General features: G+C 56.0%; 11 protein-coding genes. 6 read left to right on the forward strand and 5 right to left on the reverse strand.

Going from position 1 to position 11,998, the window contains the following annotated elements:
- Positions 1-14: 14 nt before the first annotated feature.
- Entirely contained in the window at positions 15-3,464 is a 3,450-nt protein-coding gene (locus tag U3654_RS10170; protein WP_324751436.1) for a hypothetical protein, read from the forward strand.
- Between the two features lie 175 nt (positions 3,465-3,639).
- On the opposite strand, the gene U3654_RS10175 is transcribed toward U3654_RS10170, so the two are convergent.
- Both U3654_RS10175 and U3654_RS10180 read right to left on the reverse strand, forming a co-directional pair.
- The gene (locus U3654_RS10175) at positions 3,640-4,023 is read right to left on the reverse strand and encodes a ParB N-terminal domain-containing protein (RefSeq protein ID WP_324751437.1); all 384 of its coding nucleotides are present in this window, start codon (positions 4,021-4,023) and stop codon (positions 3,640-3,642) included.
- A gap of 59 nt (positions 4,024-4,082) precedes the next feature.
- Entirely contained in the window at positions 4,083-4,760 is a 678-nt protein-coding gene (locus U3654_RS10180; protein WP_324751438.1) for an NYN domain-containing protein, read from the reverse strand.
- Between the two features lie 257 nt (positions 4,761-5,017).
- Here U3654_RS10180 and U3654_RS10185 point away from each other — a divergent pair, with 257 nt between their 5' ends.
- Together U3654_RS10185 and U3654_RS10190 are read left to right on the forward strand one after the other, a co-directional pair.
- Positions 5,018-5,905, forward strand: a complete 888-nt coding sequence (locus U3654_RS10185) for a site-specific integrase (protein ID WP_324751439.1) — start codon at positions 5,018-5,020, stop codon at positions 5,903-5,905.
- A gap of 142 nt (positions 5,906-6,047) precedes the next feature.
- A protein-coding gene (locus tag U3654_RS10190) for an IS5 family transposase (RefSeq protein WP_324751440.1) occupies positions 6,048-6,805 on the forward strand; the annotation gives its coding sequence in 2 pieces (ribosomal slippage) (positions 6,048-6,369 and positions 6,369-6,805; 759 coding nt in all).
- Between the two features lies 1 nt (position 6,806).
- Here the strand turns inward: U3654_RS10190 and U3654_RS10195 are convergent.
- Positions 6,807-7,268 carry a hypothetical protein gene (locus U3654_RS10195; protein ID WP_324751441.1) on the reverse strand — a complete coding sequence of 154 codons (462 nt, stop codon included), beginning with the start codon at positions 7,266-7,268 and terminating at the stop codon, positions 6,807-6,809.
- Between the two features lie 41 nt (positions 7,269-7,309).
- Between U3654_RS10195 and U3654_RS10200 the strand changes: the two genes are divergently transcribed.
- Genes U3654_RS10200 through U3654_RS10210 form a run of 3 tightly spaced genes read left to right on the forward strand, consistent with a single transcriptional unit; the run spans position 7,310 to position 8,069 of the window.
- Complete coding sequence (locus tag U3654_RS10200; RefSeq protein WP_324751442.1) at positions 7,310-7,480, forward strand: hypothetical protein; 171 nt, start codon at positions 7,310-7,312, stop codon at positions 7,478-7,480.
- A complete protein-coding gene (locus tag U3654_RS10205) occupies positions 7,477-7,683 on the forward strand; it encodes a hypothetical protein (RefSeq protein WP_324751443.1) in 207 nt (68 codons plus the stop codon). The genes U3654_RS10200 and U3654_RS10205 overlap by 4 nt, the downstream gene beginning before the upstream one ends.
- Entirely contained in the window at positions 7,680-8,069 is a 390-nt protein-coding gene (locus U3654_RS10210; RefSeq protein WP_324751444.1) for a transposase, read from the forward strand. Before U3654_RS10205 ends, U3654_RS10210 begins: the two co-directional genes overlap by 4 nt.
- A gap of 425 nt (positions 8,070-8,494) precedes the next feature.
- Here the strand turns inward: U3654_RS10210 and U3654_RS10215 are convergent, their stop codons facing one another.
- Together U3654_RS10215 and U3654_RS10220 are read right to left on the reverse strand one after the other, a co-directional pair.
- Positions 8,495-9,901: a hypothetical protein gene (locus U3654_RS10215; RefSeq protein ID WP_324751445.1), complete on the reverse strand. Its 1,407-nt coding sequence runs from the start codon at positions 9,899-9,901 to the stop codon at positions 8,495-8,497.
- A 134-nt stretch (positions 9,902-10,035) separates the two neighbouring features.
- On the reverse strand, positions 10,036-11,985 hold the full coding sequence (locus U3654_RS10220) for a peptidoglycan-binding protein (RefSeq protein ID WP_324751446.1): 1,950 nt from the start codon (positions 11,983-11,985) through the stop codon (positions 10,036-10,038).
- Positions 11,986-11,998 lie beyond the last annotated feature (13 nt).

Here is an 11,998-nt window from a genome sequence, read left to right on the forward strand (position 1 = left end):
GGTAAACAAAGCATATGACGACCACTGCAAGGCAAGGACTGATCTCGCGTTTCTTTTCCCGAACCGGCGACACCGACCCGGAAGAGAGCGCGGTCGAGGCGCCTACATCGCCGCAACATGAGGCATGGGCCGATAACTCAACCCGCTCGGTCCATAGCTTAGCCAAAAACGCTCTCAAGGAGCCACATTGCCTAATCGTTACCGGTTATCAGGATTTCCTCTCCTCCCTGACGATTTTGCTCGAAACATTGGAAGACCTTAACGAACGCCCGCAGGGCAGCATTCGTATCGTCTTCGGCTCCAACACAGAAACACGGCAGGTGTTGGGTGGCGGCGGCCGCTCGGTCGCCGAAGAAGCACGCCAGCATTTTCTTGGCGCGAGAGGCTTTTCTGTTGTCGATTTGGCCGACCTTCGAGCGGTTCTCGCGATGGATGCCATCGAGCGCGGCGTTGTCCAATTCCGCGTCTATGATCCGGCTTTGGCCAAAACCATACTGGGGCGGAGGCCAACGACGCTTCACGCCAAGCTCTTTGTGGGCGAGCAAACGGCGCTCTCGGGAAGCGCAAACTTCTCGATCAACGGTCTGCGCCGCAATCTCGAATTCACTGACGATGCCAATGACTGGCCCGTCCTTGCTATGGCGCGGCGCACGGCGGCAGAGCAATTCTGGGACATGGGCCGCGACTGGAACGAAACGGCGATGGAAATCCTGCGGTCACTCATCCGGCTCGTCACACCTGAAGAAGGCGTCGCGCGAGCGGTTCATGAAGCGACCAGCTTCACGCCTTGGAGAGTTGCCGGGAAAACAAGTGCCGGTCGACCGCCGCAACCCTTCCAAGCCGATCTTGTCTATGAAGCGGCTGGAACTGTCTATGAGCATGGCTTTGCCTTCGTCGAAGCGCCCACTGGTGCCGGAAAGACCGACATCGGAAAACACCTCGCTACAGTGCTGCCCGTCAGTCATGGGCAGGCGGTCTTTTCCTGGGGCGAGCGCGCCGATCAGCAGCGGCTTGGCTCGCTCGCCCTGATACCGGCCAGTGTCTTGAAGAACTGGACAACAAATGCGCCAGCGAACTTCAAGCCTATCAAGCACAGTCATTTGTCACGCCGGGGAAAGGAAGAAGCTGCTGAACTCGAGGAAATCAACCGGGCCGTCCGCTCATCGGCGTCAATGATCGTTGATGAAAGTCACCGACTAAGCTCCCGGTATCTCACCCCTTCGGCGCGTTCGCTCGTCTTCGAGCGCAGCCCGGCGATTTGGACTGCTTGTTTGTCCGCAACTCTCATGGGAAATCAGGGCCTCGACGGCCTGCTCGCCTTCCATGAAAAGCGCGCCTCAATTTATGTTCCCCCGGTCATAACAGACCAGATCAATCAACACATGGCGAAGGTCCGAGAGCGCGGAGAGCTCATTCACCACCTCGATCAGGTGAATCGTCGGATCGAAGCGCAGAGTGTGCAGGACGATTTGTTTGACAGCGCTGACACGCTCAAGAACGAAGTCGAAAACCTCGAAAGCTCAATTGAAACCCGAGGTCTGCAAATCAGCGCACTCCAGGCAGGCCTGGCAGACGCACTCGCGCCATATGTGGTCCGGCGCCAGCGCGCCTGTATAGGTGAAAGCCCTGATAGAACGACAGGCGCCTTCGTCTATCCGGCAATCAGAAGCCACCGAGAGGATACGGAACTGAACGAGCAGCAAAGGCAGCTCATCGATCGGATCAAGACGCTGGCCGAGTGCATCACCACAGGGATCACCCTCGTTTCGGCCGATCCTCAGCGTGCGGGACAAACCGAGGTAAGGTTCCATGACAAGTCGCGCATCCACATACGGAACTTCCTCGCGCTATTGCGCGCGTCAGTGACCTTTGCTCGCGAGGAATGGACGCGGGAGCGCGACAGCGACGCCGATCAGAGGGGACGCGCTTCAATCGGCGAGAACTTGCGGCGGGCAGAGAAACAGAACACTCGTCAGATACCGGTTCCGGATGGCGCACTGCCGGAAGAACTGAGCACTGAAACTGAAAGCAGCCAAACACCGATCTGTGATCGGATCACTCGGCTTTTGAACCACCCCAGCCTCGACAGCATTGATGAGGCTCGGGCTGATGTCATGCGTGGCATCCTTAAAAAACACGGTCACGCCATCTTTCTTGCCGAACGAGTCGGCGTGCTTGAGATCTACGCCAAACTCCTCGCAGGGCAACGCGGCCGGGGGCCCGAGGTCTTTGTTGTCGCTCCCGGAGCCCGGATCAAGTCCGGAAAAAAACTACACCATGTCCGATCCGGCGCGGAAGCACAGGAATATTTTGGCATTGACGGCAAGCACGTTGATCCGCTGAAGTCGCGCACGATGTTTTTGACATTTCAGATGGCCGAAGGGATTAACCTCCAAATCGCGTCCGCCCTTGGGATCATCGGCGTCACCTCCGATGTGAAGAGCCTGATTCAAGGCCTGGGACGGATCGACCGCATCGACAGCCCTAACTCACGTATTCACTACTACACCTTCGATCTTCCCGGTCTGGTTCTGTCGTCCGATCATAAGGCACGCGCACGCGTTGCGAGCATCGCATTATTGTCGGGGGTCGGCGCGGATGATCTGCCTTCGGAATTGGTCGAGTTCGCAGCCGGCGATTTGACCGATCTGGTGCTGGACCAGATCAAGAAACCTCGCATTCTTCGATCCGGAAATTATTTTGACCTGCTGGAAGATCTTCGACGCTCGGTCCCTCCGGAGGTCCTTGAGCGCGTCGAGTCTGCAAAGCCGCGTGGCCTTTGGGGCGCCGACCTTTGCCTGCTTTCTTCGCGTGAACCAGCCACAATCCTGCTTCTGGGCGGCCGCACAGGAAGCCCGCAAGATCCAACCGTCTTGCCGCCCCGCCTACTCGCAGTGCGTGACGTCGCTGGGCGCGCAGAGATCGTGGGCGATCAGACCGAGGCAGCCCGCCTCCTTGGCGGTGCCTATGCGGAAACGCGGCGTCGGGGCATGCAGGATCACAGGCCGGACCTGACAGAGATGTCTGCGACGTTGAGCCGACTTGGCAGCACGCTTGCGCACCTGACGCATTGGGATATCCGTCCGGCACGAACAGTATCCCTTCTTGCGTCACTCGCAAACTTCCTGACAGGGCAGTCCCTTGTCGATGCTGGCCAGGAGCTTTTCGGAACGCTCACCCTGCCAGCTTTGGAAAAGTTGGCCGAGTCTTGGGCTCACGAGCTTGATGTTTTCTGGATCGAAGCAAAAGAAACCGTGAGCCAGAGAAGCGCATCTGGCGGCGAAATTCCAGACTATCTTGGGATCGACGCTATCTATAGGGCATTCCAAGAGCAGCCCGACGATGTGCGCACCGCCGTCAATGAGAGGATGAACGAGCTCGCTGACCGATGCAGAGCGCTTTCCGAAGGACAGCCGATAGACATCCTCAGCCGGATGTCCGTCATCTTTGAGGCCAAGCAGTAAGCCATCTCGCAGAAAGGAATTCAGTCGAGGTCGGCCCAGAGCGCCCTTCACGTCATCTGCCAACGCTGCAGTGCAGCTCCCGCATTCCTGCCATTCATGAACAGTGCAGCACTTGGGGCTGCAAACGAGGGTCTGCGGGGCGACAACTGCCGTTCTAAAACGGCGACCAATACATTCAGTGCAGCCGGGCGTGGACCAGATACCCTTCGACTTTGTCTTCGCCGAGGGCGCGGAGGGCTTCTAAACGGTGATAGCCTTCGATAAGAACATAGCCGCCGGTTTTACCGGTGCGCAGGCGTATGGGGGTGGTTTGGCCATTTTCCAGCATATCCTCGGCAATATCATCAACTTTTCCGGGATCCAGGGTCTTTTTGCGTTTGACCGGGATGCGGACGTCGGCGATGGCGAATATTTCTTTAACCGGCATGAGATCAATTTGCACCGGAGCAGAGTATTTATGCAAGCCGTTGTTTCTATGGCGGAGGGGCACGACCGGCCCTGAGCTGCCATTCATCGGGCAACCGAACGCTGCGATGCAGCTCCCCCCAAAACCGGCCATTCATGCTTGCTGCAGTAACGTAACCAAGGACGGGCTCGCGCTGGACGCCGATTGGGCGCTTACGCCACTTGAGTAAAGCCCTCGGGACGAAAACGAACCATGGCTTCGGGGCCGCGAGGGTCCAGTTCGTAGAGCGATGGTCGCGCGATCAGATAGGCGCGCCAACTCCGCTCGGGGTATGCGCTGATCCGAACGCCATGTTGATTGTGCATTTTCGGGGCGAGTTCAGCGATGTACATGCCCATGCCCTTCTTGCTGTGCGCCCCAATCATGGCACGGATCTTTTGGTCAAGCGCCGCGGCAGTCGCCGCCGGTTTTGGCACAAGGCGCACGGGCCGCGTCGTGCCGATTTCTACAAAATCGCTACAACACGCTCGAAAGGCACTCGGCGCCTTTGCTTCACCAATCCCGATGACCGTTGCTCCGTGTTCGCGCAATCTGGTGGCAAGATGGGTAAAATCACCGTCAGAACTCGCGATTACAAAACAGCGCAGATTCTTAGATAGCACCAATTCCATCGCATCCAGTGCCAGCAGAATGTCTGCGGCGTTCTTACCCGTTCCCGCATGCAGCATTCGGTAGCCAATCGCACCATGCCAGTCAGAGGGACGCTGCGCATCAGCATAGACCCGAACCAGAGTTGGTTCGCCGTGCTGAGCGGCGACGGAAAGAATTTGTCCAGCGTGCTTACCGCTAATGTTATCTCCATCGACAAGCACTGACACAGGCTGCGCCATCGAAATCTCCAATCCATAGATATAGAGGGTTATTGCAGGAGAAATGTGCCCAAAATTTGGCATCGTCGGAGGCGCGCGCGGCGTGGCGGTCGCCTTTGGAGCATGGGGGGGCTTCGCACCCGGCCCTGGGACGAAGCCGCTCCGCGGCATTGGCGCTTTTGGCTGATGGGGTGAACAGCCCTTAGCTGTGCGCATTTTGTGATCTGGCTGACCTGATTGACGATTGGAGTTTCTCAATCGTCAATCAGGAGGTTCCCATGACACAGGAGAAGATGAGCCCGCTTCGCCAGCGGATGATCGAAGACATGCGCATCCGTGGGATGGGCGACAAACATCAAAAGTCCCATATTCGGGCAATCAAGGATTTTGCGGCTTTCCTTGGGCGATCACCAGATACCGCGACGCCGGAGGACCTGCGCACCTATCAGCTGCATATGACGGACGCAGGGGTCACGCCATCGACCTTTAACACCCGCATCGTGGCACTGCGGTTCTTTTTCGGCATGACCTGCGGGCGCGAAGAGATGAAGCGCTACATGCAATTCCGCACCGAACCGCGCAAGCTGCCCGTGGTCTTCAGCGTCGAGGAGGTGTCCGACATCCTGATGGCTGCTCCCGGGCCTGGATTGAAGTATCGCGCGGCGCTCAGCATTTCCTATGGCGCAGGTCTGCGTGCCGCCGAGGTTTGCAACCTCAAGATCGGCGACATCGACAGCGATCGCATGCTGATCCATGTCGAGCTGGGCAAGGGTCAGAAAGACCGCAAGGTGATGCTGTCGCCCGGGTTGTTAGAGCTTTTGCGTGCCTGGTGGCGCGAGGCACGGCCGGAGGGATGGCTGTTTCCGGGGAAGCCCAAGATTAACCCGATCTCACCGCGGCAGTTGAACCGCGCTTTCACCTCGGCCAAGCATATGGCCGGGGTCAAGAAGCCCGCCACCTTGCACACATTGCGACACAGCTTCGCCACCCACCTTCTGGAGGCCAACACGGACGTGCGGGTGATCCAGGTGCTTCTCGGGCATGCCAAGCTGACGACCACCGCGCGGTACACCCATGTCGCGACCAAGACGATCCGCGATACCGTCAGCCCTTATGAGATGTTGGCCAAATTGCAGGATCAGACGGTGAAGCGAAGCCTGGAGTGACCGGTCCGGGCGTTGCCCCGGCCCAAGCTGGAGATCGCTGACATCTTTCGCTCCCATGGCCCTGCGTGGCGGCGGGCTAGGCTCCAGACCCATTGATTTCAGGCTGTTGGCATGATTCAGGCTCGGCAAGGAGACCACATTCATGAGCAACCTGTTCTGGCTAACCGAGGCGCAGATGGCGCGCCTTCGTCCCTTCTTTCCTAAGAGCCATGGCCGCCCTCGCGTCGATGACAGGCGTGTCTTGAGCGGCATAATATTCATCAACCGCAATGGGTTGAGATGGTGCGATGCTCCAAGGGAATACGGCCCGCCCAAGACGCTTTACAACCGCTGGAAACGGTGGAGTGACATGGGAGTATTCGCGCGGATCATGACGGGGCTGGCTGCCGAGGCCCCCGACCACAAGACGATCTCAATCGACGCGACTTACCTGAAAGCCCACCGTACGGCGTCAAGCCTGCGGTTAAAAAAGGGGGGCGTGGACGTCTGATTGGGCGGACCAAAGGCGGCATGAATACGAAGTTGCACGCCGTTACCGATGCAATCGGGCGGCCGATCCGGTTCTTCATGACCGCCGGTCAGGTCAGCGATTACACTGGAGCCAGAGCCCTGGTGAATGGCCTGCCAGCGGCCGACTGGCTATTAGGAGATAGGGGATATGATGCGGATTGGTTCCGAGAAGCCCTTATAGGTCAGGGAATACGGCCCTGCATCCCCGGGCGGAAGTCGCGCGTCAAGCCCATCAAATACGACAAGCGTCGCTACAAACGACGTAACCAGATCGAGATCATGTTCGGTCGCCTGAAAGACTGGCGCCGGATCGCCACACGATACGACCGTTGCCCGAAGGTATTCCTGTCTGCGATCGCCCTCGCAGCAACCGTCTTGTTCTGGCTGTAAATCAATGAGTCTGGAGCCTAGGCACGGGCTTTTTCTTCGGAACCTCAACTGAAGGATCGTATTCATCGGCATCCGGGATCACGCGACCAGCAGCGCCGTCTCGCTTGGCATCCATTTTTGAACTACCGACTGCGAAACCGATTAAATTACGATTTTCCTCGCGCAAAATTCGCTCGGGCGACCAGTCAGTCACGATCAGTCCCGCCGTCGCGATGGCCGCTGCGTTACGTGAGGTGATCGCTTCGATCGCTTTGAAGATGACTTCTTGATCATGCGCCTTGCGCGCCGGATCAGACGCACGGAGCTCACGGCTCGCGGCGAGCCAGGCTTGGGCCGAGACACCTTCAAGACCGTCCTGAACGGCAGGGATTTCGAACCATTCGTCTCCAAGGCGCGCTTCAACGGCACCGATATTTCCAGGGTGCCAGCGCACTTCAACAACGCATTTATTCTTGCGGTTCATCCACGTGGCCAACACGTCAAGTGAATGCGGCGCTGTCGGCCATGCGTAACAAGACCGACAAGAACGATGCGCGCGGCTTCGCCCAGGTCTTGCGCACCGGCTATTTCAGCCCGGTTCATATGAAGAGCCGGGAGGCTCATGGCGTCCGTGCGCTGCTGAGCACCCGCAAGGCGCTTCTGAAGACCTCGCGAACGAAGTCCGCGGCCTTTTGAAGATCTTCGGCATCCGCCTGCCCATGACCGTGAAGCATGGCAGCTTCGACGGTATTGTCCGACCGCTAATCGAGATGGACGAGGTTCTGGCGCATGCCCTGGTTTCGCTTTTGGACGCCCGGGTGGTTCTCTATCAGCATTTTTGGAACTCGATCGGCGCGTCAAGCGCGCGGCCAACCGAGATGAGGATTGCATGCGGATGATGACGGTTCCAGGCGTCGGCCCCATTGCCTCGCTGACCTTCAAATCAACCGTTGATGATCCGTCCCGGTTCCGGAGGTCCCGCACCGTTGTCGCACATTTTGGGCTGACGCTAAGACGCTACCAATCGGGCGAACACGACAATCCCGGCCGCATATCCAAAACGGGCGACAGGGATGTCCGTGCGACGCTGTATGCCGCCGCGAATGCGCTTCTCATGCGAACGATGGCTGGCTCACAGATCAAGTCAGGGGGCATGCGGTTGATGCGGACCAAGGGTCGCCGTCGCGCCGTTGTCGACGTTGCACGCAAACTTGCCGTCTTGCTTCATCACATGTGGATGGATGGCACAGAATTCCGTCAGGAAAACATGGAGGGCATGGCATGATCTAATAGCCAGCACCCAACCCTGACGGGTCGTCGCTCACCGGACGAGGTTCATGGACGAAGCCGAAAATGTCTGCTGCGCAATTTGAAGCGCGTCCCAAAGCAAGGCTCCCCAGTGCCGATCCGACATATGCGTGCAGCGATGCCATCACGGCATCAACCAGACTGCGAAGAGAAGCGTGACCCGGATGACAGACAAAGACCCGATCGAAGAAGGTAAACGAGCTTGACCCAAACGCCCCAATAAAGAAGCGGCCGTTCACCTGCTGCGTTGGTGCTGCCGTGCAGCTTTCGAATTGCTGCCATTTATGACGAACGCAGCATTACCCACTACCGGATGCATGCTGAGAGGGACGTAGCGGCCGTTCGCTGCGCTCGTTCCAATGAGCGCTTGCAATCGCACGCGCCAGTAAACGCGGTGTCAAATCAGTCGCTAAACGCCTCTTGACACATTTGGTTAGAAAAAAACTTCTCACCGTTGTTGGAAACAACGTCATAGATCGCGTTACCAAATTCACGATTTACAGCTGCATTTCCACCACCAATAATAGTCCCATCCTCGACCTCAAACATATAAATTTTTGCGGATTCGGTTTGATTATCGAGCAGTGAAGATGTTCTAAAGTTATCACATATATTGAGTCTTCGCTGTTTGGAAATTCGGAATGTCCGAGAATAGGATAAAATACTTACTCCATTGCGAAGCATGTCTTTGGCAAATAGTATAAAGTTCTCATTTCTTCCAATATTTGAATTTGGGTCGGATCGTTCGAAGCACGAATAGTGAACGACGACCCACTTTGGCGGATTAATATCCCAAATTTGGCTGGTGTAGTCACTGTGTATCCATTGCGTGGGCATCGGCCTGGTGACACCAACCGATAGTCCGGCGGAGTTCACTCTTACAATTCCTCGGATATTACGAATAGTTTCAGCGCTATACTCACGATCCCCGGGACAACTTGCAATTGCGATTTCTCTATTGTCAAATTTCTCAACCCCATGCACAAACCCATTATTTTGAAGCACCTGATTATACCACTTTTTTACTAGACGATGCGGGTCGGCGGGCTCCCGACGGTTGTCCGCCCAGTCAGGCTTTACCACCGTCGAGTGGTTTCTGCTAAGAGAGGAAATACCGTCTGTACATAGTGGCTCAACGCTCTCGCGTGGAACGAGCTGCCGCCTTCTTGGTAGAATTTCAAATCCACAAAAACTTGGTATCTCTGTGGCGCTATCGATCCATTCACTTTTTAACTGATCTAGGGGGCTATCACTATCACCTTCCGTGGTTTTGAGGAGCGCCACCAATGGACCGGCTCTCGGTACATAGTAAACGAGATCAGCTAGGCTGGCACCCCCGTTTGGAACGGCAAACATAAAGAGCGCACTTGTCTTGTGTCGAAGGATATCAGAATCCAGGATCGCCCGACGAAGCGCAACCCCTCCTAAACTGTGAGCTATAAAATAGATCTCACTGTAATTTTCGATACCCGCTTCTAAAAGTTGGCTTTCTAACCCCTGAGATACGGATCTAAATGTATTTGGCGCCCAAGCACTCGTTTCATAATCGGCGACAAAAACGTCTACTCCCTGAAAGTCTGGGTCGTCATGAAGCATCTGCGGCCAGAATTTACCGTCAGAACTTGTCCATGTAGTCACTGCATTTTGACCACCGTTAGAACTTAGGCCATGGATGAAGACAAAAACCCGATCTCCTCGGGTTTCGTTGGTTGGTTGATCCCCTATGTATCCAGGAGTTTTTACTTCCGCATAAGAAATCAAAGGTGCAGTAGTAAGCGCGGCGATAAAAACAAGAAGTGAAATGTTCATCAGTATCTCCCATCTATTTTTAACTGCAATGCGTCTTCTGAGAAGTTTTCAGGTTTAGAAATGCCTCCAATTTATGAGACCGTATGTATCTTGACCGGTGTAAAACACTCTTTCGGCCTCATCGATCCTCAAAATCAACCAAACCGATTTTCCTTCATGCCCAAGACCAACTTATCCTGCACCTTACTCGCAGCCTCAGCTTTCGTAATCTTGCCGTTCTTGTTGATGTCAAGGCGAGCGTTTTGCGCGTACGCCTTGGTTCCTTTGGCAAACAAAACATGGCTGTCCAGTTTTCCAACAGCCGCCGGCCAGAGAACAGCCATGTATAGATCGCTCAAGGCGGGCATTGGCCGTCCGTTCACCTGCATCTTGAAATATGCTTCCACTATGCCGAGTTGATCGATAGCTGACATAGCAGCCAGTTTGGCAGAGGTTGTTCCTAGGTGCGTCGCGGTTGCTGGCATGAACTGTATTAGCCCTATAGCCCCGCTGCCCGCCGCGTTTTCTATGCTCGGTGAGAAGGACTCACCGGTTTCGAAAGCCATAACCGCCATCAAGTGATTGGGATCGCATTTTATTCTAGAGGCGATACCAATCACCTTATCGTTAAAGGCCTGACCATGCTTGTTTCGGGTGATCTTCCCAAAGGCTAGTGACTCTCCCGCCGCCGCAGCGGGTGGTATCGGTGAAGGTGTTGGCCCAGTTCCGGTCAGCGCACCGGACGGCCCGGAGTGTCCAGACCCGCCGCTGACGGCGTTGCCAAAGTCAAACGCAGGCAGCGCCATACCCAGCTCCGCCGCTGTATCTGCACCGACGATGCCATCATCGGCCTCCGGTCCGAAAATACGGGTCTGGAAGTCGACCACCGCGTTGAAGGTCCCCGGCCCGAAATCGCCATCTACCTTCAGGTGCGCGTTATTTTTGCGGTTGAGTGCTTTTTGAAACTCTTCCACGATCGGACCGTAAGAGCCAAATCTTAGGAGAACGGTTTTGCCCACACACTTCGTTCGGATCATCATCTGCGCTTCTTCTGCATCAAAAAGCACATACTGCGCTTCTTTCTGTCGGCCGAGCTTGTCGGCGAAAGGCGTGATAAACGTTTTATACGGCCCGACCTCCGAGCCTAGTTTGCCCTTTTTCACGGTGCCTGCAATCACTTGGCAACCAGCCGAAGAAAATTTTGCATCCGCAGGGTTGCCATCTACGCCCATATGAAAGGCACAGTGAATATTGTCGCCTGCAATGCTCCCCACGTGCCAGCGGTCGGTCAAATCATAATCGTCGTCATCGCCTGTTCTCTGAATAGTTATTGCGCAAGCCTGCTGTAATGCCCAATGCCCGCTGGAACCTTCGCTGCGCTTGTGCCATCCGGCGGTATAACGGCTATAGCGACCGCGCCCTATTTGGTTCACCCCTCGCCCATCGTTGGAAATCTTAGACATTACGATCGGACCATATGGTACCGTGGAGCCGGGAAAGAGGGCGAGCCCATCGCCGGGTTTCCAATGGCCAATGCAGCACTTCATGACTTGATAATCTACTGGGGTCATGACGATCTCGTGTTGCGCCCCCATGCCTGTGCCCGAAAACTCCACCGGTCGGCAACCGCGTAGACCAAAGATTGTGATTCGGCCAACGTCGATGGGAAACAGAGAACGCCGCCACAGAGCAATAAGGTGGGCCTCGGTCAGGACTAGCTGGCCCGAAGGCTCCAGAACAGGAGATTGCGCTTTCACTGAAGAATCCACGTTTGTATCTGCAACCAGTGGAGTTGCGATACTCTCTTCAGCGGTCTGGGCGAAAATATCCTCTATGGCCTTTTTAATTGCCGACAGCGGCCCGTTGGCCAGACTGTCAAGGTTCACCTTGTGCCCGTCAATCTTCTCGCGGATGCGCGCCAAATTAAAGGCCAGTTCTCCCAGAGTATGTAACCCCAGGTCGATACGCAGATCGTCGATTTCTCCAGCAATGTCCTCCAGTCGCTGCATCTCCGCTGAATCGCCTGCGGCCTGAGCTTTGGCAAACGGAGCCTCTAGAGAGCGACGCAGCACCAACAACTCCTGTTCATATTGCTCGTAACCCATGCAAACCTCCAAT

Source organism: Roseovarius sp. Pro17, assembly GCF_035599575.1.
Classification (GTDB): domain Bacteria; phylum Pseudomonadota; class Alphaproteobacteria; order Rhodobacterales; family Rhodobacteraceae; genus Roseovarius.